We start from the raw sequence: 20,297 nt of genomic DNA, 5'->3' as shown, positions 1-20,297 counted from the left end.
ATCATGCAGAATGCTCCCCTAGTTCCAGATTATAATCACAATGAGGAACGGATTAATTACATTAGTCATGGCCTCGGTTCTGCGCTGGCTTTGATTGCCGGTATTTTATTGATTATTAAAGGCTCTTATTTGAGTACCGGACAATGGATTGGCCTTTGGGTCTATGCTTTCAGCATGATTCTGCTGTTTTCCGCTTCGATGCTCTACCATATGTCTACTGCTGCTGACCGACGCTATTTTTACAAAAAAGTTGATCATACGGCAATTTACTACCTGATTGCAGGTACCTATACCCCGTTTCTATCGATTGCGATTCCAACAGCCAAAGCCCAGTATTTACTGATTGCCTTATGGGTGATTGCTGTACTTGGAACACTATTCAAGTTCATTTTCATCAACCGTTTCCAGAAACTTTCTTTAGTTGCTTATCTGGTCATGGGATGGCTTGCACTACTGGTTATGGACGATATGCAGCAGTACTTAAGTGCTCAATCTTTAACCTTTCTGATCATTGGTGGCTTAGCATACACCGTAGGTGCATTGTTTTACGCTTTAAAAAGAGTAAGATATACCCACGCTATCTGGCACATTTTTGTATTGATAGGCGCAGGATCACATTTTCTGTCTATCTATCTTTACGTGATTTAATCATCTCATTTCTTCATTTCAGTGACCCTGAGCGAGTTGAAACGAGAAGATTGCAGTTGTTTTTTTAAAAAATTACGCCTTTTTTTAAAAAGATTACGCTTTTAAAACTAAGTTTTTTATTTTTAGTAAGTGTAAGGTTATTCATGGCGTCTTCAGATTCTATCGCTGTAACAGAAATTACAGCAACCAATTCAAAATTTCGTGTTTTAACAGCAAGTTTAGTGGGCACTACAATCGAGTTCTTCGATTTCTATATTTATGCCACAGCTGCCGTTATTATTTTCCCTTATCTGTTCTTCCCTACAAGTACAGATCCTATGACTGCGACTATTCAGTCGCTGGCAACCTTTGCGATTGCCTTTATTGCCCGCCCAATCGGTGCTGCACTCTTTGGTCACTTAGGAGACCGGATCGGACGTAAAGCGACTCTGGTCGCCGCTTTACTGACTATGGGCCTTTCTACCGTTGCCATTGGTTTATTGCCAACTTATGCACAAATCGGTATTGCTGCGCCATTATTGCTGGCTCTTTGTCGTTTAGGCCAAGGCCTTGGTTTGGGTGGTGAATGGTCAGGTGCGGTTCTACTGGCAACTGAAAATGCGCCAGAAGGCAAACGTGCCTGGTATGGTATGTTCCCGCAACTTGGTGCACCAATTGGCTTCATTCTGGCAACAGGCTCATTCTTGACCCTTGGCGCATTCATGTCTGAAGCAGAGTTCATGCAATGGGGCTGGCGTATTCCCTTTATCTCTAGTGCACTACTGGTGATTATGGGTCTATGGATTCGCTTGAAACTGCATGAAACCCCTGCATTCCAGAACGTATTGAAAAAGCAGAAAGAAGTGAATGTACCCTTCTTCGAAGTATTCAAAAAGCATTCTAAAATGCTGGTATTGGGCACTATCGCAGCGATCTGTACATTCGTAGTGTTCTACCTGACTACTGTATTCGCATTGCAATGGGGTACCAAACAGCTCGGCTATACACGTGAAGAATTCCTTCAGTTGCAGTTAGTTGCAACTCTGTGCTTTGCTGCGTTCATTCCACTTTCAGCAGTTCTTGCAGAAAAATTCGGTCGTAAGACAACTTCAATCGCGGTATGTGTGGTCTCTGCTATTTTCGGTATTTTCTTTGCCGATATGCTTGAATCAGGCAGTACGCTGGTTGTGTTCTTCTTCTTATGTATCGGCCTAGCGATCATGGGTCTAACTTATGGCCCGATTGGTACCGTATTGTCTGAAATCTTCCCGACTTCAGTACGTTATACCGGTTCTGCCCTGACCTTTAACCTGGCAGGTATTTTTGGTGCATCTTTCGCGCCATTGATTGCAACCAAACTGGCAACAACTTATGGCTTGTCTGCAGTAGGTTATTACCTCACAGCAGCTTCTATCCTGTCATTGCTTGCATTCTTGCTGATCCGTGAAACTAAAAATGATGATGTAAACAATCAGATCTAAGGATCTTGACAGATTAAGTCATCTCAATCGAAGCCAGCAGTTCATGCTGGCTTTTTTTATGATTTCACAACAAAAATTTGCTACTTCTTTGCGGATATTTCGGGAACAATCCAATAAATAAAGCCAGAGAATGAGGCAGAGTGATGCAGGATCTTATTGAGCAACTTACTCAAGAACAGCTGGTAAATATTGTGATTCTGCTAGAGGATGATAAAAAACTGGACGCCATTCGCTATATCCGGACGCATACAGCTTTAGATGAATCACAGGCGATACAGGTCATTGATGAAATTGTCCGCGAGCATGATCTGGCGCTGAATCGGAACAATAAAGGCAACATTGGCCCACGCTTTACAGATGATGCAGATGAAAATATTTCAGTGGTAACTACACCTTTGGAAGTTCCAGATTATCCCAACCTTAGCATCGCCAAAGATACTGAGGTAGCTGCACAGCAAGTCGGCAAACGCGTACCCGGCCGTGAGATTGAAAAGAAAATCTGGATCACCGCAGCCGTGATTTTACTGATTATTATTGTGCTCTGGTTGCTGCTTTAGCAGCAGTAAATGAATCCTTTTTTATACCAATTCAATAATATCAATGGTTGGTGGTACGCGAAAACGAAATGGTACCCCTACCATGCCCGTTCCCACAGTCACAAATACATCTGCATGTTCATGCCGGTACAGACCTTTTTTATGGCCCAGAATGGAAACCTTTTTCATCACATAATCCGTCAGCCAAGGTAACTCGACCTGCCCGCCATGCGTATGCCCAGAAAGCATCAGTGGCCGTGTGGGCAATTTCGGCACCATATCCACGGTATCTGGATTGTGCGACAGAATCACCCAAGGTTTGTCTTGAGGCAGATCCGGCATTGCACGCATATCGGTTTTTCCAGCCCAAAGATCTCCTACGCCTAAGAGACGAAATTCATCAAACTCGACAATCTGCCCTTCAATGTCCATAACCTGATTCACTTCCAGCGCATAGCGGAGCAGTTCCTGAATCGGAGGGCCAGGATACTGTTCATCATGATTCCCTGTCACCGAATATACCGGCGCATGAATTTCCTTCAAGACCGCTAATTCCTGAGCCAGTTTATTTTCCGGTTCATAGGTCCAGTCTCCTGCGACCACCACCAAGTCCGGTTTCAGATGATTCAGCTTATGTACAATCTGTCTTAACTGGCGTTCATGTCCGGAAAACAGACCAATATGTAAGTCTGCAATCAGGGCAATCCGTACCGGTTTTTTGAGCTTCTGTTGAGGATTGATTTGATAAGGCGTGGTTTTGACCCGAATCAAATGCGGCTCGATAAAACGTGCATAACTGAGTACGGCACTAATCACGAAAATAAAAATAGACTCATGAATCGAATAGTAGCCTATCCATCCTGCATAAATACTGAAGAACACCAACGGAATCAGCAAATAGGCCAGATAGAAAGCCAGCAGGTGACAAAACGCTTTAAAGGGATGAATGGTTTCTGTACGCGACTGACTCGACCAGGCCTGATACACTGCCCAAACGGCAAGAATGGCCATGCCTAGATAAAAATAAAAAAGTACGGAACTGGTATCCCACATAGATTTGCCTTGTCGAGTCGAGGAGCTGATTAGTGGCTTTATATTTATCTTTTCATAGCTGGCAATTATACTCAATCCAAATTTTTCAGTCTTTGATGTTTATGGCAAATGCTCCCCACGCTTCCGCTCATTCAAAACCCTCTGGCTTATCAAAAGCTTACCGCTATAAAGCTGGCATTTTACTGAGCTGCAGCCTGGTACTCGGCATTCCTGCTTGCAGTACGCTGCCTCCGCAAACCGAACAGCCTAGCCGGATGGCATTTGAAACGGATACCTCGCAAACCAGTCTGGCCCAGATTGTTGAGCCCTTACGTCGGCAGAATATTGGCCTGACCGGTTATCACGTGCTTCCAGATCCGCTCGAAGCACTCGCTGCACGTATCCAGCTGATTAATAAAGCCGAACGCAGTCTGGACCTGCAATATTACATCTGGGATAACGACCGTATTGGAGCATTGGCCTTGCATGCCCTCATTCAGGCAGCAGACCGTGGCGTAAAAGTCCGTTTATTGATGGACGACAACAATGCCAAGAAAATGGAAGGTATTTATCTGGCGCTGGATCAGCATCAGAATATTGAGGTCAAACTGTATAACCCCTACCGTTTCCGTAAATACCGTGCCATGGATATGCTGCTGGATCTAAAACGGATCAACCGCCGCATGCATAACAAAAGCTTTATTGCCGATAACCAGATTGCTCTGATTGGCGGCCGTAATATGAGTAATCAGTATTATAACGTCAGTGACAGTTATCAGTTTTCTGATGTAGATGTGATGTTGGTTGGTGCCGCTTCTGATGAAATCATTCATTCTTTTGATGAATACTGGAATGATGATTATGCCTATCCAGTTCGACAGATTGTTAATCCTCGCCATCACATGCTACGCTACCCGAGCCTGAAACAGCAGCTGGAAGAATATAGTCATGATACTGCAATCCAGAATTACCTGAATCTGGCCAATCGCTCCCAGGCTTTCGATAAATGGCTGGAACACAACATTCAGCTTGATTGGGTGGAAGCTGAAGTCGTCAAAGACCCGCCAAGTAAAATCAAGTCAAAGGCTAAAACTGAAGATCACTTGAACTTCCAGTTATTACAGCATCTGGAAAAACCGGAAGAAAGTGTGGATATCGTGTCGGCCTATTTTGTACCGGAAAAACAGGGGGCAGAACGTCTCAAGAAACTGGCTTCAGAAGATGTCAAAGTCCGAGTACTGACCAACTCTTATAAGGCCAATGACGTGCCGCTGGTCCATGCCTTTTATGCCAAATATCGTCAGGAACTGCTAGAAAATGATGTAAAACTTTATGAGTTTTTGGCCGCGCCAGATGCCGACAACCTGAATGCCAATACTGAAGAGCTGGCACAAAAAGCGAAGGTCAGCTTAAAAGGCCTGAGCCGTTCCAGCCTGCATGCTAAACTGATGGCCATTGATCAGAAACAGGTATTTATCGGCTCTTTTAATTTCGATCCGCGTTCGGCTTATTTGAATACTGAAATTGGCGTATTGCTAAATAGTCCTAATCTGGCCCGTGCGGTACATGAAACCATGGACAAAAACTTAAGCAAGTATGCCTATAAGTTGGTTCTGGATGCCAACCAGAACATTAACTGGAAAATTCGCAATGCCAAAGGTGAAACAAAGACCTTTAAAAAAGAGCCGGGAATGAAGTGGTATCAAAAAGCCTCAATAAAATTCCTGTCGATACTCCCAATCGAAGGTTTTATGTAATGAATATCTCTGAGTATTTCTAATAAAAAAGCCTCTTAATGAGGCTTTTTTAATACTTTGGCTTGCAACCTTTGCAAACCCTCCAGCATATTTTCATGCACTAGTGCAGTCAGGCTTTCTACTGTATGCCCTTCGGTCGCAATTGCCGGCAAGGCCATCAGATGAGCTGTTACTTTAGGCATTTCCAGAACATTTTGTACATGTTTGGCAAAACTGATGTTCCCAATAAAAGGCGCCACCATATCCAGTTCACCCTGCTGATTTACATAACAGATCAGGCAGATTTGTACCGGACGTTGCGCTTCAATCGCTGCCCCCAGAATACGTCCATAAATTTTTTTAATTGAGCGTCCATCAGATGTGGTTGCTTCAGGAAAAAACAGGACCGGAATATTCTGCTTCAGGAAGCCGGTAATCTGTTCACGGATTCTGACCGAATCTCCTGAACCACGCTTGATAAATAAGGTGCCACCGCCTTTAGCCAGCTTGCCCAAAATTGGCCAATTTTCAATTTCAGCTTTGGCCAGAAAAAACACTCGCGCGCCTGAACCCAAAACGGCGATATCCAGCCAGGATACATGATTGCTCACCCATAATGCAGGCTCACGTGGAATCACACCATGGACCTGAACCTCGATATTAAACACCTTGCACAACTGGCGACAGAAATACTGCACATATCGGGTATTGTTCGGGTTATTCGGGTCTTTATACAAACCGTGACGGTAAACCAGATAAAACCCCTGGCTGATGGCTGCTAATGCAGAAGTCGTTTTTCTTGTATAAAGAAAGAATTTTGCTAAACCTTGTATCTCAGGTGATTGATTTTGTACAGTCGAGTTCATAAAAAGATCACTAAATCCTAAACAAGATACAGGGAATATCCACGAATTAAACCCATTTTATACTGTTCATGTCCAACTTGCATTGATAATAAAAAACGACCAAGTACATCTATATTTTCAATTTAAATTCGTTAAATGAATTAAATAAAATAAATCAATCGAAATATTAGATTAAAAAAGGATGCTCATCATGCAAGATGAAACAGTTAAATCAGCTGAGATGATTCGGCTCTTAAAAGTATTAAGTTATATCTTGGGTGGTACCCTGTTATATACGGCGTTGCTCGTAACACTTGCACAACTGTTTGTCACGGCACTCTAAAACAAAGCTCGCTATTTCAGTATCTGTAAAGTTCATTTTCAACTAAAATGAAGTTTTCAACTGGAGATTGGCCTGAGTGGAATATTTTGAGCAACATCAGGGAAAAGAACGCGTCATACTGGTCAGTGTGAGCGTACAAATGCTGGATGACCTTGATGCTGAAGAGTTTCATCTGTTAGCTCAATCTGCAAATGCCGAAATTCTGGAACATCTTTTTGTTCAACGCTTAAAACCGGATGCCAAATTCTTTGTGGGTTCAGGAAAAGCAGAAGAAATTGCTGAACGGGTCAAAGAACTCGATGCTAATCTGGTCATCTTCGATCATGCACTGACACCTGCCCAAGCACGTAACCTGGAAAATGTGGTGCATTGCCGGGTAGTCGATCGTACCGAACTTATCCTCGATATCTTTGCACAGCGTGCCCGCACCTATGAAGGGAAACTGCAAGTTGAGCTGGCACAATTACAGCATCTATCTTCACGACTGGTTCGTAGTCGTACCAATCTGGATAGCCAGAAAGGCGGGATCGGTCTGCGTGGTCCGGGTGAAACCCTACTAGAAACAGATCGCCGTTTATTGCGTATCCGCATGGGACAGCTTAAAGTCAAAATAGAAAAAGTCCGTCAAACCCGTATTCAGGGCCGTGTTGCACGCCAAAAAGCGGCTGTTCCAACTGTGTCTTTAGTAGGTTATACCAATGCGGGAAAATCTACCTTATTCAATATTCTGGCCGATAGCGATGTTTATGCAGCTGACCAACTATTTGCGACTCTGGACCCAACTTTAAGACGCCTGCAATGGGACGGCGTCGGCAATCTGGTACTGGCAGATACGGTAGGTTTTGTACGTAATCTTTCACACTCACTGGTTGAATCCTTTAAAGCAACTCTGGAAGAAACCGTTGAAGCAACCCTGCTTTTGCATGTAATTGATTCCAGCAGCCCAGAAATGCTTGAACAAATTGAAGCGGTTGAAAAGGTGCTCAAGGAAATTGGCGCCGACGTTCCGGTTTTAAGGGTTTATAATAAAATTGACTGTAGCGGTGAAGATGCCAAAATCATTTACCGTCAGCCCGGTCAGCCTGAACGGGTCTATGTTTCAGCACATAGCGGTGAAGGTCTGGATCTGTTACGCAAAGCGGTGCATGAAGCCTTAATGGGTCAGATTCAGCACTTTGAACTGGTATTGAAACCTGCCTATGGCAAACTGCGCAATCAACTTTATGCGCTGAATGTGATTCAGTCCGAACATTATGACGATGAAGGTCAATTGCATATCAGTGTAAAGATTGCACCTCCGAAGCTGGAACAGCTGATCAAACAGGCCCATTTACCGATAGAAGAAATTCTGGGATCTCAAGCACTTCAATTCCAGCGTCCACTTGAAGAGTTTGAAATTCGGCCTAAGATCGAGTAAAACTTGATAAGTAAACTTTTAAATGACATCACCAATGAACTGGATAAAACATATTGACTGGCCAGCATGGATCGGCACTCTACTCTTAATTATTGTATTTCGTGAAGCTTCAGTCTGGCTAATGACCCAGCTAGATCACCCTGAACTGGGCAATCTGGTCGGACTCATCAGCCTGCTAGTAACCTTATTTGCCTGGCGCTATTTTGGCAAAATTCCAGCGCGTCTGGTGGATACCAATAACAAGCTGATGAAAGAAAGTGCCTTCGCTTTTTTACCAATTAGTGCAGGCGCGCTGATTATGCTGATGCATATGGGACAAAAAATTCCGGCCTTTATGCTGGTGTTATGCCTGAGCACTCTGCTCCCTCTTTGGATCTACGCCAAAATGGCAAAACGCTGGTTATAGGAGTCGCACATGTTTTCTGTTCTTTATGGCTTTGCGATTACCTTAATTGCTTATCTGCTTGCTAAACCCTGCAATCGTGTTATTCCGCAAATTCCTGTGATTGTGTTTAGCATGTTCTTGGTGCTGGTGATTTTATTGGTGCTCGGTATTCCTTATGAGCATTATATGGATGAAGTCAACCCACTGTTTAACCATTTGCTCGGTTATGTCACGGTTGCACTGGCGATTCCACTAGCGGCCATGCGTTATGATGACCTGCCGCTGAAAGCCATTATTGGAATTCTCGTTTTTGCCAGTATCAGCGCGGTCGCCTTACCGATGGGCCTCGCCTATTTGCTACATATGTCTTCTGGTGACATTATGGCCTTTGCCACCCGTGCAGTCACAACACCAATTGCAATTAATATTGCGACCTTACTGGAGGCACCTGTTAGTCTGGCCATTCTGATCGTCATTTTGTCTGGCGTAATTGGCGCAGCATTTTCACCATTTATCCTACGACATATCAATGATGAGCGTGCATCAGGTCTGGCTCTAGGTCTAGCAGCACATGCGATTGGTACAGCTCAAGCTTGGCAGCGTGGCAGTGTTGCCGGACGTTATGCTGCGTTTGGTATGGCAGTGAACGCCGTTTTTACCGCGATCTGGTTGCCAACTTTTATACTTTATCTGCAAAAAATGTGACTCATCAATCAATATTTAACGTTTGTTTCTGAATGAAACTATTCTTACTATAGGGAAATAAAGAATTTTTCACTCAGGAACAGACCTATGAAAAAGTTTCAATTATTATCCGTTTTAGCCCTGACCTTTTTCAGTCATCTGGCTTTCGCTTCTGATATTTCAGGTACCTGGAGAAGTATTGATGATAAAACAGGATCCGCCAAAGCGATTCTGGAAATTCGTGAAACTTCAAATGGTGTTTATACCGCCAAAATTACCAAGATTACGCCTCGTCCTGGCTACACACCGCGCGAAACCTGTGTTTCCTGCCCTGCACCTTATACTAATAAACCGATTCTTGGTCTGGATGTACTTACCGGCTTAAAGGATGCAGGTAATAATAATTTCTCTCAAGGTAAACTAATTGACCCCCTATCCGGTAATATTTACAACACCAAAGCTAAATTAAGTGCTAATGGCAAACGTCTGACCCTACGTGGTTATGTGGGTGTTTCAGCCTTAGGACGTAGCCAGACTTGGATTAAACAAGATTAATTCATGACTTAGTGCACAGAAGCTTGCATTTTCATGCATTAAGTTGTATCAATATTAGACAGATGCTTTTTTTATACAATATAAAACATGCATATAAATATTAGATTCATTTGCCTTAACAGGCTTAGCATCAAACGGATTTTGATGGGCAATATAAGGAGATAGAATGCAAGACATTACCATGTTAAAGATCTTATTGAATTTCTCTGCTTTTACTGAAAATTCAGCCACAAAGCAATTAACATCGGCATATTTCTGTCATGGGGAATCAACAGGGTTAAAGCAGATTGATCGAGCAATCTGCAACGCTCATTACTCTAAAATCAACCAAAATTAAAAAACCACACGCTTGTGTTTGGGATAGTTTGTTTCATCTATGAAAAAAGGATAAATATAAATGAATAAATCTAAATTAGGATTAATGCTCATTGCTACATTCATGACTGGGACCATTTATGCACAAGACTTGACCGGGACATGGCAACAAATCGATGATAAGACTGGTTCACCCAAAGCACTGATTGAAATCCGTCAGGACAGCAATGGTACTTATGCCGGCAAAATTGTCAAAGTAACGCCTCGTCCAGGTTATACCCCACAAAAAACCTGTAATAAATGTCCTGCTCCTTATACCAATCAGCCGATCCTGGGGATGGACGTACTGACAGGTTTAAAACAGGTCGGTGATAGCGTGAATTATGAAAAAGGTCGTGTGATTGATCCATTGACAGGTAAAATTTACGATGCCAAGGTTCGTCTGAGCAGCAACGGCAAACGTTTAACCCTACGCGGTTATGTGGGTGTATCTGCTCTGGGTCGTAGCCAAACCTGGATTCGTCAGGAATAAGTTCACACTTTTTCTCAAAGCTGCCAAACAGGCAGCTTTTTTTATAAATTTAATTCCATGTTTTTAATTATTTATTGACTATTTATGCAATCTTCCTAACATGTGCGGGTAATAATGAAAAGTTCTTTGGAATGATGGATATGTTAAAGAAGATATTCCTTGCCACATTGACTACAGGATTCATGATGAACCTGTGGGCTCAAGATATTAGCGGAACCTGGCAACAAATTGATGATAAAACTGGAGCAGCAAAAGCCATCATTGTCATCGAAAAAGAAGCAAATAATACTTACTCAGGCAAGATTGCGAAAATCACGCCACGTCCAGGTTATACACCACGCGAAAAATGTAATAAATGTCCAGCCCCTTATACCGATCAACCGATTTTAGGCATGACTATTCTAAAAGGCCTGAAACATGTTGAAGGCACCAAAAATTATGAAAAAGGCCGTGTCATTGATCCATTGGCAGGTAAAATTTATGATGCCAAGGTTCGTCTAAACAATACCGGCAAGCGTTTAACACTACGTGCCAGTATGGGTGTTTCAGTTCTGGGCCGCAACCAGACCTGGATTCGTGTAGACTAATGATCAGCACATAAAAAAGCCACGTTGAACGTGGCTTTTTTAGCTTTGAATTTTTTAAAATACCGGATTATCGACGGCAAACATTTGCTGGTCTTCCAGTCGATAAGCCATCAACTGATTACCCCAGACACAGCCACCATCGACATTCTGAATTCGCCCAGAAATGGTTTTACCCTGTAAAGCGGCCCAGTGTCCAAATACAATTTGATGGGTTGCTGCAGTTTTCGATTCAAATTCAAACCAAGGCTTAAAACCTTCTGGCATCGGATCATCCAGTGAATCTTTAAAACTATATTCCAGACGCCCTTCTGCATCAGTTAAACGCATCCGGGTCAGGTAATTCACGATACAGCGTGTACGCTCATGACCTTCTAATTCATCTGACCAGAGTGTAGGCTCTTTCCCAAACATTTCCTTTAAGAAAGTATCCACCACCTCAAAATCATCATGGGCAATAATGGCTTCTACTTCTTTAGCCAATTCAGCCGTCTTGGCTGCATCCCAGATATTGGGAATACCGGCATGGGTCAGTACCGTCTGTTCATTCGGAAACAGACACATCGGCTGTTTACGGATCCAGTCAATTAACTCATCACTGTCGATCGCATCAATCACATCACGGACATTATCCTTGTCTTTAATCGGCTTAATACCGCGTGCATAAGCCAGCAAAGTCAGGTCATGATTACCCAGCACTGTTGCCGCCACGCCATTATCGACAAGCTTTTTAATGAAGCGTAATGCACCCAGCGAGTTTTCCCCTCTTGCCACCAGATCACCAGCAAACCAGACAAAGTCCTGATCAGGATCAAAACGGATTTCTTTCAGCAGTGCCTTCAAGGCTTCAAAACAGCCTTGTACATCACCAATCACATAATTGTATCGAACAGTGCGGGTCATTATTTTTAAGCTACCATTTGATCAGATAATGCCACAAATTGGGCAAGTGACAGTGTCTCTGGACGTGCCATTGGATCCACACCTGCCTTTTCAAAACCATCTTCAACCAGCATCCCTTTCAGGCTATTACGCAAAGTCTTACGGCGCTGGGTAAATACATGCGATACCAGACGAGCCAAAGCTTTTTCATTTTTTGCCACGATCGGTTTTACATCATATGGCTCCAAACGGAACACGGCAGATGTCACTTTTGGTGGCGGATTAAAAGAACCTGGCGGCACTTCAAACAGGAAGGTTGGCTTACAATAATATTGGATCATTACCGATAAACGGCCATATTCTTTGGTGTTCGGTGAAGCTGTAATACGATCGACCACTTCTTTTTGCAGCATGAAGTGCATGTCTTTCACTTTGTCACCAAATTCCAGGAGATGGAACAATAGTGGCGTTGAAATGTTATAAGGCAGGTTTCCGACTACACGTAGCGGACGACCTTCTTCAAACAAATTGGTGAAATCGTATTTCAGTGCGTCTGTTTCAATAATGGTTAAACGTTCAGGATGCGGCACACGACCCGGCAAACCAGCGGCCAAGTCACGGTCCAGCTCAAGTACGGTCAAGGCATCACATTCACCAATTAAAGGAGATGTCAAAGCAGCCAGACCCGGGCCAATTTCAACAATATTTTCGCCTGCACGCGGATTTACGGAACGCACAATTTTGGCAATGACACGTTGGTCATGTAAGAAGTTTTGACCAAAACGCTTGCGCGTGTGATGCCCTTCATCTTTTGGGTTTAAGGCATTAATCTGATACATAGACATTTCCAACGTGTAATAAAGACGAGATCATTGACGCGCTAAATCCAGCGCCAAGTCCACAGCCACATGTAAGCTTGAGCTTTTCGCAAGGCCTGTACCTGCGAGGGAGAGTGCTGTGCCGTGATCGACAGAAGTTCGGATAAACGGTAAGCCCAAAGTAATATTGATGGCTTCACCAAAGCCCTGAGATTTTAACACAGGTAAACCCTGATCGTGATACATCGCCAGAACAGCATCGGCATCTTTCAAATTTTCAGCGGTAAATAAAGTATCTGCAGGCAGGCTCAGACTCATATTGATACCTTGAGTACGGTAAGTCTCCAGTACTGGATTGATGACTTCAATCTCTTCCATACCCAAATAACCGTCCTCACCTGCATGTGGATTTAAACCACAGACCAGAATATGCGGATGCTCGATTTTAAACTTGGATTTTAAGTCATGAATCAGGATATCAATCACCTGATGCAAGCGTTCCGGAGTAATGGCATCGGCAACTGCACGAAGTGGCAGATGGGTGGTTGCTAAAGCAACACGTAAAGTTTTAGTCGCTAGCATCATCACCACACGCGGTACACCAGCAAATTCCTGGTAATACTCGGTATGACCACTGAAATGGATGCCTGCATCATTAATGACTGACTTCTGCACTGGCGCTGTAGCCACTCCGACACTTTTGCCTGACATGGCATATTTGGCTGAACGACGCAGCTGTTCCAGTACATAAGCGGCATTGTGGCTATTTAGCTGACCTAGTACTACCGATTCTTTTAAAGGCACATGCTCAACATAAAGCTGACCTTTTTCTGAAGAAGTAGTTTGCCCTGTGTATTCAATCAGTTCAACCAGAAGTTTTAACTGCTGCGCCCGTTGACGGAGCATATACAGATCGGCAAGTACCACCAATGGACGCTCATCAATACGATCCGCCAGACTCAAGCAGATATCTGGACCAATTCCGGCAGGTTCACCACTGGTAATATATAAAGGCAGCATGACTTTCTTCTGTATTATCAATTGTCCTTATTTTAGTACAAATTTCACAGGGAAAGTTTTAGATAAAGGTTTAGATGATGTTTATTCAAATAATACTGTACATTTCTCATTATATTAAAGAGAGACAAAACCGGACTGACGTCAATGAACCCTATAAAGAGTTTCAGGCAATCATCTCAATACTCGACATGTTTAGCTTTTGGCATTTTCAGGGAGAATTGCCCCAAGTTTAGCAGGCAAATCTAGGCAGAATCGAAGACAGGCCATTTGTTAAAGAAATACATATTAAAAAACAGGTGAATCCATTCATACAAAAAAGATGTGCCCCTAGTCTTAGGTCCGTTCTATTATTTAATGATTAATCATATGTGTTTATAGGCTAAAAATCCTACTGGTCATTCATTGAAAGACGTTGTAAAATACAGCGCTTGAAATTTTATATTTTCATTGTGGTTCTCCTGGCTTTCGGGTAGAATTCGGTCTCCTTTTGTTTGGACAGCTTCCATAGTCCAAACCAACTATAATAGGTAGTGGTTTAATGAAAACTCTCAGCGCTAAGCCAGCTGAAGTTCAACACGACTGGTACGTTGTTGATGCTTCTGGCAAAACTTTAGGTCGTCTCGCGACTGAAATCGCTCGTCGTTTACGCGGTAAGCATAAAACTTCTTATACTCCTCACGTTGACACTGGTGATTACATCGTTGTTATCAATGCTGAGCAAGTTCAAGTGACTGGTAACAAATCACTTGACAAGAAATACTATCGCCATACTGGTTTCCCTGGTGGTATTCGTGAAACTAATTTTGAAAAATTAGTTGCTCACAAACCAGAAGAAATTTTCCAACGCGCTGTAAAAGGCATGTTGCCAAAAGGTCCTCTTGGTTATGCAATGATCAAAAAAATGAAAGTGTACGCTGGTACTGAGCATCCACATACTGCTCAACAGCCACAAGTTTTGGACATCTAAGGGATACAGCACATGGCTACTAACTATGGTACAGGTCGCCGTAAGACCGCAACTGCACGTGTTTTCCTATCTGCTGGTACTGGTAAACTCGTAATCAACAACCGTTCTTTAGAACAATACTTTGGTCGTGAGACTGCTCGTATGGTTGTTCGTCAACCTCTAGAGCTTCTTGAAGCGACTGAGAAATATGACCTTTACATCACTGTTGCTGGTGGTGGTATCGGTGGTCAAGCAGGCGCTATCCGTCACGGTATTACTCGTGCACTGATCGCTTCTGACGAAACTCTTAAACCTGCTCTTCGTCAAGCTGGTTTCGTTACTCGTGATGCTCGTGAAGTTGAACGTAAGAAACTTGGTTTACGTAAAGCTCGTAAACGTCCTCAATTCTCTAAACGTTAATTCGTTTACCGGATCGGACAAAAAACCCTGGTTTATTCCAGGGTTTTTTTATGGTTTTAAAATGGCCACTTAATATTATTGTCATTGTTCATGCACATCCTTACCCCACACTCCTTCATGGCACCAGAAGGATTTGGTCAGATAATAATTCGCAACACCGATAATAATAAACAAAATGATTAAGCCAAAATTTATGATCATGTTGTTCTGCTCCTTTCATTTTTTTCTCTACTCTACCCTGCCTTAGTCCAATTGGCTTTTTATGCTTCGTGCTTTTTGGGTTGATTTTTAGTATCCTAGTCTATTCATTAGAACTTAATCAGGATTTATGTCAGTCGAAAGCGCGCCACTTCAAGGACTCACCTTATATAGCCATGCCGATGACTTTCGTTCCCATTGGATTCGCTACGTACTTGCCGAAAAGCAGATTAAATATAACCTGATTCTGGTCGATAGCGATGATGAAGATCTGGCCAGCCTCAATCCTTATAACCAGCTGCCCATGCTGATTGAAAATGATTTAAAGTTATTCAATACCAGCATTATTTCCGAATATATTGATGATCGTTACCGCCAGAATAAGCTCTATGCAGATGCCCCCATGCCTCGTGCGGAACAGCGGCAATATATCTGGCGTTTTGAAAATGACTGGCTCAAACTGGCAGATATCATGCTATGCCATCCGGATACTCTGGACGCTGCAGCCAAAGTGAAGGCTCAAAAACAGTTGCATGATATACTGATTTCATTAACGCCCCTGTTCCAGCATTTTCCTTATTTTATGTCGGAACAATTCAGCATCTTAGATTGTATGCTGGCTCCCATTTTCATTCGACTCAAAAGCATGGGAGTAGAATTACCTCGACAACAATGTCGTCCATTTTATTTATATTGCCAACGAGTTTTTAGCCGTCCTGCATTTGCAAAATCCATGACCTTGCAGGAAAAAAACCGCTACCAAGAGCAAATCAAACCTGTAGAGAAACATCATGTCTGAACAAGAATTCAACTTAAGTCCTACCCGTCCCTATATGGTACGTGCAATCTATGAGTGGATTTGCGATAACAATATGACGCTTTATCTACTGGTCGATGCTACACGTCCAAATACCATGGTACCCGAGCAGTTTATTAAAGATGGCCAGATTGTCCTGAATATTGTGCCGCATGCAGTTCATGCGCTGAATATGGATAACGAAGCCATCACCTTCTCAGCACGTTTTGGTGGTGTATCACGTGATATCTATGTACCGATGGCAGCAGTCCTCGGGATCTATGCACGTGAGAACGGTCAGGGATTATTCTTTGATCCAAATGAATATGAGCATACACAAAATGATGAAGATGCTTTAAAATCAAGCACTGAAGAACAGCCTGAACCCGCAAAGAAAAAACCAACCCTAAGGTTATTAGATTAAAAATAATGGAGTAAGTGAATGGCTTTTGATTTAGTACAATATTTTGTTGAACAGATAGAAACTCAAAAGCCTGAGCTTCTACAAAGCTATACAAAAGAAGAAAGACGTAAATATATTTCAGAAATCAATGCTCTCACTTTAGGCAAACTGATTAGCGAATGGCGCAATAACCCGCAAAAAATTTATAATGAAATCAAGCATCCAGATGAACTTTATATCCTGGAAATCGCCCGTCACCTGATTACCCGAGTGGAAAACCAGTCAACTTTACCAAAACCCGAGCTGGAACAGCTCACGTCTGAAATTTTCCATTTTCAGCTGACTGAATTAAAGCAGTTACATGATACTGGCAATCATAATCAGACCAGTATCCAAGAGCTGCTAAAAGGACAAATTGAACATTTGTCTGGCCAGGCAGATGATTGGGTTTGGACAACAAATAACCTAACAGAACTCAAAGGCTCTAAACCAATTCATGAAGAAGAGCTATCATTAGAAGCAACAATGAAGGAGTTTAGCCAAATGGTTCATCAAAATAGCCAGCATCATGATGTTGAAGAAGTTGCTGTTGTAGAAACACCAACCTGGGCAAAAATCGTTGAGCCAGTGGTTGCGCTTGCGATTCTTTGGGTACTGATTGATGCAGTATTACGCGTATTTGCATAAATACTTCAACCTCAAAAATTCAGTTTTACTAAAAGCCAATGAGATATTGGCTTTTTTTATTCTTCAAATTTATCAGGGAATAAGGTAAATCAATTTTCTTAACTGAGATTTTTACCTAATTAGCTCAATAATCAATTCAAAATATTTTGTTACATCTTTTAGATTAAGCTGAGATTATAGGTCAAAAAATAATCACAAAATCACTTCACATATCCTTAAATAAAAAGATAAACGCATCACATAATTAAAAAGTAGAAGTTAAAAATTAAAATTTAAATTAACCCATTAAATTTTATATGGTTTTTATTTCAATTGTAATTTACTTGCCCATTTTTATAATGAATTTGAATGAAAAAGATAATATTCGAACTTCATCAAATACAACTATCACATCAACTATTTTTATAACAGGGAAATAATTGTGGCTAAGGTAACCTTAGATACACTTACAGACATTGATGGTTTCGTTGCTGCAGCATTAGCTGATGGTGAAAGCGGCTTGGCTTTAGCAACTCAAGGTGGTGGCAATATCGATCGCAAACTTGCAGCAGCCGGCAATACAGAAGTGGTTCGCGCTAAACGCCGTGTAGCGAATTCATTAAACCTGAATGACTCGATTGAAGATATTCTGATTACGCTGGGCAAGCAATATCATCTGATTCGCCCACTCGAAAAGAATAATAATGTATTCCTGTATCTTGTACTGGATCGCTCTAAAGCAAACCTGGCTATGGCTCGTCATGAGCTTAAATCTTTTGAATAAGGTTTAGACTTCAGCTAATACACAGTTTTCCCCTTTATTTCATGCGATAAAGGGGATTCTTATGCGCTTCACCCAATAAAATATAAAGTTTAATCGAGACTTAAAATGCATAGGCATTATATTCATATTGGAATAGCAGGTTTAAGTATTCACGATGCTGATGAACTAAAAAAGACTTTACAACACATCACTCCTGACCATTTTATCCTGCAATGGAACACTGCTTCCGATCCTCATCTCGATTGCCTGTTGGTGTATGAATACTTTCTTGAAACAGAGGGTATTCAACGTGTTCTCAAAAACCAAAAATGTCCTTATTTATGCATCTCTAAAAATGCTCAATATTCGAACCAGATTATAAATAACACGCTCGCTTTACCCCTGCAAAACACACAAATTCTCAAGCACTGGTTTGAGCAAAATGTTCTTAATTCAGAAATTAAACCAGAAATAGAAGAACCTATATTTTCAACGCTAGTTCACTCCCAGCAATCTTCTGACCCTCCCTATACCATCAACTTTTTTAAAGAGATGCTGCATCCTGAAAAAGGCAAATTACATCTCTATGATCAGCATGGCACCATTGCCATCATTGACTCAGCAAAAAACTTGGTTTGGTTAAACAAAGACCGGGCTGAAACAGGTATAGACTTTTCATTTTAATACGACTTCGCTTACTAGCGACCTATTAAAAGTGACACGTAGAGAAACGCAGATTCTGCAGGACTGGTTATGGAATTTTTTCTGGGACTCGCCTAATTTTGCTCAGATCGCACCTGAAGATGGTCACTACAAAATTCATTACTGGCCAAAGTCAGCTCATCCGCTACATAAAAAACGTATTTTTCAGATATCTGCCTGCTTTATTTAAGGCGCTAAGATTTCAAAAATTGCTGAGCAACATGCAATTTCTTTATTCACACTTCGACAATTTATTGCAGCCAGTATGGTTTCAGGAAATATTGGAAAAATTAATGCTTGGGAAAGTCGTTATCTCACCACTGCGCCAGTTGAAAGAACAGAACAGCAAAGTTTCATTAAAAGCTTTTTTGGAAAGCTACGATTTAAATTTGGATTTTAATAAAGTAAATACTTATGATTTTACAACAATATAAAATCGTTTTTGCGGGCTCCATGGGCGCAGATAAAACAGCCGCGATACGTTCCTTATCTAATATATACCAGTGTTACTCACTGAGGCACTGAATACTGACGACCGCAGCCATTCAAAAATGGAAACCACGGTAGGAATCGATTATGGTGAAATCACCTTAGAAGATGGAACCAAAATTGGACTATATGGGACGCCAAGACAAAGCCGCTTTGACTTTATCTAGCCTGCCATCTGTCAAGGCGCACTAAGTGCTATTATTCTCATCGATCATACAGTGAATGATCCGATCCAGGAACTGAAAAGCTATATCGAAGTATTCCAGGAATATACGAATAATATTGCCGTTGGGATTACGCATAGTGATCTTGAAAGCCCTCATTTTACCCAGATTTATAAGGACTGGCTAATCCAGCAGGACCTTTATACTCCTCTCTTTTTTGTAGATGCACGTCAAAAAGATGACGTCTTACTTCTCTTAGAAGCCCTCATTACTTCAATCGAAGTCAACCATAACCTCATGAGCTAAGGATTAAAGCATGCTTACTATACAAGAAAGACGTCAAGCCCCGGAAGCCCTCGTTCAGCATGCCAAACAGCAAATTCAGGAGATCATTAGTGATGTATGTTCGTGGCGTATATTATGTAATGGTCTGCTCAACAGATGGGTTTGAATTGGCAATAATTCATAAGAAAGACAACTATAACAACAGCAAACTGGCTGCGGTGAGCAGTTCGATTTTAGTGATGGTTTCTGTATTTACTAAGGAAATCCATCTTACTGGCTGTCAGAACATCACTTTGGATGCAGAAAATGGTAAAGCTATTTTGACAGCAGTTGCAGCACCGAAGCACCCTCTTATTCTGGTTACTTTGGCTGAAAAAGACATTTTTATTGGGTCAGGCCCTGTATATGCTAAAGCATGCAACACAATCCATTATCGCGGCAGATCAATAAATAGATAGATTCAAAAAGGCTTAAATTTATTTAAGTCTTTTTCTATTTCATCTTTATTTCACGCATAAAAAAAGCCCCCTGCGTAAGCAGAGGGCTTTTGGAATAATGAGCTGGCGATGACTTACTCTCACATGGGAGACCCCACACTACCATCAGCGCTAAGAGGTTTCACTTCTGAGTTCGGGAAGGGATCAGGTGGTTCACTCTTGCTATGGTCGCCAGC

At 42.0% G+C, this 20,297-nt stretch carries 25 protein-coding genes, 1 rRNA gene and 2 pseudogenes; 22 read left to right on the top strand and 6 right to left on the bottom strand.

The annotated features are described in order from the left end of the window. The first annotated feature begins 3 nt into the window (after nt 1-3). From trhA to C3F22_RS01855, 3 genes are all read left to right on the top strand, one after another. The gene (trhA, locus tag C3F22_RS01865) at nt 4-648 is read left to right on the top strand and encodes a PAQR family membrane homeostasis protein TrhA (RefSeq protein ID WP_104425785.1); all 645 of its coding nucleotides are present in this window, start codon (nt 4-6) and stop codon (nt 646-648) included. Between the two features lie 143 nt (nt 649-791). Then, a complete protein-coding gene (locus C3F22_RS01860; RefSeq protein ID WP_004785216.1) occupies nt 792-2,108 on the top strand; it encodes an MFS transporter in 1,317 nt (438 codons plus the stop codon). A gap of 143 nt (nt 2,109-2,251) precedes the next feature. After that, nucleotides 2,252-2,665, top strand: a complete 414-nt coding sequence (locus tag C3F22_RS01855) for a hypothetical protein (RefSeq protein WP_104425784.1) — start codon at nt 2,252-2,254, stop codon at nt 2,663-2,665. A 21-nt stretch (nt 2,666-2,686) separates the two neighbouring features. Here the strand turns inward: C3F22_RS01855 and C3F22_RS01850 are convergent, their stop codons facing one another. Continuing rightward, nucleotides 2,687-3,697, bottom strand: coding sequence for a metallophosphoesterase (locus C3F22_RS01850; RefSeq protein ID WP_104425783.1), 1,011 nt, complete (start codon nt 3,695-3,697; stop codon nt 2,687-2,689). Nucleotides 3,698-3,798: 101 nt separating this feature from the next. Here C3F22_RS01850 and C3F22_RS01845 point away from each other — a divergent pair, with 101 nt between their 5' ends. Then, nucleotides 3,799-5,433 (top strand): phospholipase D family protein, encoded by a 1,635-nt coding sequence (locus C3F22_RS01845; protein WP_171284711.1) that lies wholly within the window; start codon nt 3,799-3,801, stop codon nt 5,431-5,433. 35 nt (nt 5,434-5,468) lie between these two features. Here C3F22_RS01845 and C3F22_RS01840 read toward each other — a convergent pair whose 3' ends face one another. Then, nucleotides 5,469-6,278 carry a lysophospholipid acyltransferase family protein gene (locus C3F22_RS01840; RefSeq protein ID WP_034171100.1) on the bottom strand — a complete coding sequence of 270 codons (810 nt, stop codon included), beginning with the start codon at nt 6,276-6,278 and terminating at the stop codon, nt 5,469-5,471. A gap of 190 nt (nt 6,279-6,468) precedes the next feature. Here C3F22_RS01840 and C3F22_RS18705 point away from each other — a divergent pair, with 190 nt between their 5' ends. The 8 genes from C3F22_RS18705 to C3F22_RS01810 all read left to right on the top strand — a co-directional run bounded on the left by C3F22_RS18705 (nt 6,469) and on the right by C3F22_RS01810 (nt 11,075). Then, nucleotides 6,469-6,600 carry a hypothetical protein gene (locus C3F22_RS18705; RefSeq protein WP_265735211.1) on the top strand — a complete coding sequence of 44 codons (132 nt, stop codon included), beginning with the start codon at nt 6,469-6,471 and terminating at the stop codon, nt 6,598-6,600. A 76-nt stretch (nt 6,601-6,676) separates the two neighbouring features. Then, nucleotides 6,677-8,017 carry a ribosome rescue GTPase HflX gene (gene hflX / locus C3F22_RS01835; RefSeq protein ID WP_104425781.1) on the top strand — a complete coding sequence of 447 codons (1,341 nt, stop codon included), beginning with the start codon at nt 6,677-6,679 and terminating at the stop codon, nt 8,015-8,017. Between the two features lie 34 nt (nt 8,018-8,051). Then, on the top strand, nt 8,052-8,423 hold the full coding sequence (locus C3F22_RS01830) for a hypothetical protein (RefSeq protein ID WP_004785228.1): 372 nt from the start codon (nt 8,052-8,054) through the stop codon (nt 8,421-8,423). Nucleotides 8,424-8,432: 9 nt separating this feature from the next. Then, nucleotides 8,433-9,107, top strand: coding sequence for an LrgB family protein (locus tag C3F22_RS01825; protein WP_004785229.1), 675 nt, complete (start codon nt 8,433-8,435; stop codon nt 9,105-9,107). An 87-nt stretch (nt 9,108-9,194) separates the two neighbouring features. Continuing rightward, nucleotides 9,195-9,641: a DUF2147 domain-containing protein gene (locus C3F22_RS01820; protein WP_104425780.1), complete on the top strand. Its 447-nt coding sequence runs from the start codon at nt 9,195-9,197 to the stop codon at nt 9,639-9,641. Nucleotides 9,642-9,807: 166 nt separating this feature from the next. Next, nucleotides 9,808-9,978: a hypothetical protein gene (locus tag C3F22_RS18240; RefSeq protein ID WP_158651671.1), complete on the top strand. Its 171-nt coding sequence runs from the start codon at nt 9,808-9,810 to the stop codon at nt 9,976-9,978. A gap of 60 nt (nt 9,979-10,038) precedes the next feature. Next, complete coding sequence (locus C3F22_RS01815) at nt 10,039-10,488, top strand: DUF2147 domain-containing protein (RefSeq protein WP_005237150.1); 450 nt, start codon at nt 10,039-10,041, stop codon at nt 10,486-10,488. A gap of 140 nt (nt 10,489-10,628) precedes the next feature. Next, nucleotides 10,629-11,075, top strand: coding sequence for a DUF2147 domain-containing protein (locus C3F22_RS01810; RefSeq protein WP_034171097.1), 447 nt, complete (start codon nt 10,629-10,631; stop codon nt 11,073-11,075). A gap of 54 nt (nt 11,076-11,129) precedes the next feature. Here C3F22_RS01810 and C3F22_RS01805 read toward each other — a convergent pair whose 3' ends face one another. The 3 genes from C3F22_RS01805 to pdxA are packed head-to-tail and all read right to left on the bottom strand — an operon-like array spanning nt 11,130 to nt 13,792. Beyond that, on the bottom strand, nt 11,130-11,975 hold the full coding sequence (locus C3F22_RS01805; protein WP_104425779.1) for a symmetrical bis(5'-nucleosyl)-tetraphosphatase: 846 nt from the start codon (nt 11,973-11,975) through the stop codon (nt 11,130-11,132). A 5-nt stretch (nt 11,976-11,980) separates the two neighbouring features. Then, nucleotides 11,981-12,793, bottom strand: coding sequence for a 16S rRNA (adenine(1518)-N(6)/adenine(1519)-N(6))-dimethyltransferase RsmA (gene rsmA, locus C3F22_RS01800; RefSeq protein WP_034704111.1), 813 nt, complete (start codon nt 12,791-12,793; stop codon nt 11,981-11,983). Between the two features lie 30 nt (nt 12,794-12,823). Further along, the gene (gene pdxA / locus C3F22_RS01795) at nt 12,824-13,792 is read right to left on the bottom strand and encodes a 4-hydroxythreonine-4-phosphate dehydrogenase PdxA (RefSeq protein ID WP_104425778.1); all 969 of its coding nucleotides are present in this window, start codon (nt 13,790-13,792) and stop codon (nt 12,824-12,826) included. A gap of 538 nt (nt 13,793-14,330) precedes the next feature. On the opposite strand from pdxA, the gene rplM reads away from it, so the two are divergent. The 10 genes and pseudogenes from rplM (at nt 14,331) to C3F22_RS01750 (ending at nt 20,074) form a co-directional block, all read left to right on the top strand. Next, nucleotides 14,331-14,759, top strand: a complete 429-nt coding sequence (rplM, locus tag C3F22_RS01790; protein ID WP_004785249.1) for a 50S ribosomal protein L13 — start codon at nt 14,331-14,333, stop codon at nt 14,757-14,759. 12 nt (nt 14,760-14,771) lie between these two features. Beyond that, a complete protein-coding gene (gene rpsI / locus C3F22_RS01785; protein ID WP_004785251.1) occupies nt 14,772-15,158 on the top strand; it encodes a 30S ribosomal protein S9 in 387 nt (128 codons plus the stop codon). A gap of 328 nt (nt 15,159-15,486) precedes the next feature. Further along, complete coding sequence (locus tag C3F22_RS01780; RefSeq protein WP_104425777.1) at nt 15,487-16,155, top strand: glutathione S-transferase N-terminal domain-containing protein; 669 nt, start codon at nt 15,487-15,489, stop codon at nt 16,153-16,155. Continuing rightward, entirely contained in the window at nt 16,148-16,576 is a 429-nt protein-coding gene (locus C3F22_RS01775) for a ClpXP protease specificity-enhancing factor (protein WP_104425776.1), read from the top strand. Before C3F22_RS01780 ends, C3F22_RS01775 begins: the two co-directional genes overlap by 8 nt. 18 nt (nt 16,577-16,594) lie before the next feature. Continuing rightward, nucleotides 16,595-17,242 carry a hypothetical protein gene (locus C3F22_RS01770; RefSeq protein WP_104425775.1) on the top strand — a complete coding sequence of 216 codons (648 nt, stop codon included), beginning with the start codon at nt 16,595-16,597 and terminating at the stop codon, nt 17,240-17,242. Between the two features lie 421 nt (nt 17,243-17,663). After that, nucleotides 17,664-18,005 (top strand): hypothetical protein, encoded by a 342-nt coding sequence (locus C3F22_RS01765; RefSeq protein ID WP_104425774.1) that lies wholly within the window; start codon nt 17,664-17,666, stop codon nt 18,003-18,005. Between the two features lie 105 nt (nt 18,006-18,110). Then, nucleotides 18,111-18,668, top strand: a complete 558-nt coding sequence (locus tag C3F22_RS18460) for a hypothetical protein (protein ID WP_228203565.1) — start codon at nt 18,111-18,113, stop codon at nt 18,666-18,668. A gap of 119 nt (nt 18,669-18,787) precedes the next feature. Then, on the top strand, nt 18,788-19,120 hold the full coding sequence (locus C3F22_RS18455) for a hypothetical protein (RefSeq protein WP_228203564.1): 333 nt from the start codon (nt 18,788-18,790) through the stop codon (nt 19,118-19,120). Further along, nucleotides 19,101-19,645: pseudogene (locus tag C3F22_RS01755) on the top strand (GTP-binding protein). The gene C3F22_RS18455 and the pseudogene C3F22_RS01755 overlap by 20 nt, the downstream one beginning before the upstream one ends. Before the next feature lie 10 nt (nt 19,646-19,655). Beyond that, nucleotides 19,656-20,074 (top strand): annotated as a pseudogene (locus tag C3F22_RS01750) (roadblock/LC7 domain-containing protein). 108 nt (nt 20,075-20,182) lie between these two features. Here the strand turns inward: C3F22_RS01750 and rrf are convergent. After that, nucleotides 20,183-20,297, bottom strand: a 5S ribosomal RNA gene (gene rrf / locus C3F22_RS01745).

It is taken from the genome of Acinetobacter sp. ACNIH1 (genome assembly GCF_002934695.1).
Classification (GTDB): Bacteria; Pseudomonadota; Gammaproteobacteria; order Pseudomonadales; family Moraxellaceae; genus Acinetobacter; species Acinetobacter variabilis.
The sequence above is the reverse complement of the archived record's forward strand: the minus strand, read 5'-3'. Positions and strand labels throughout refer to the sequence as shown.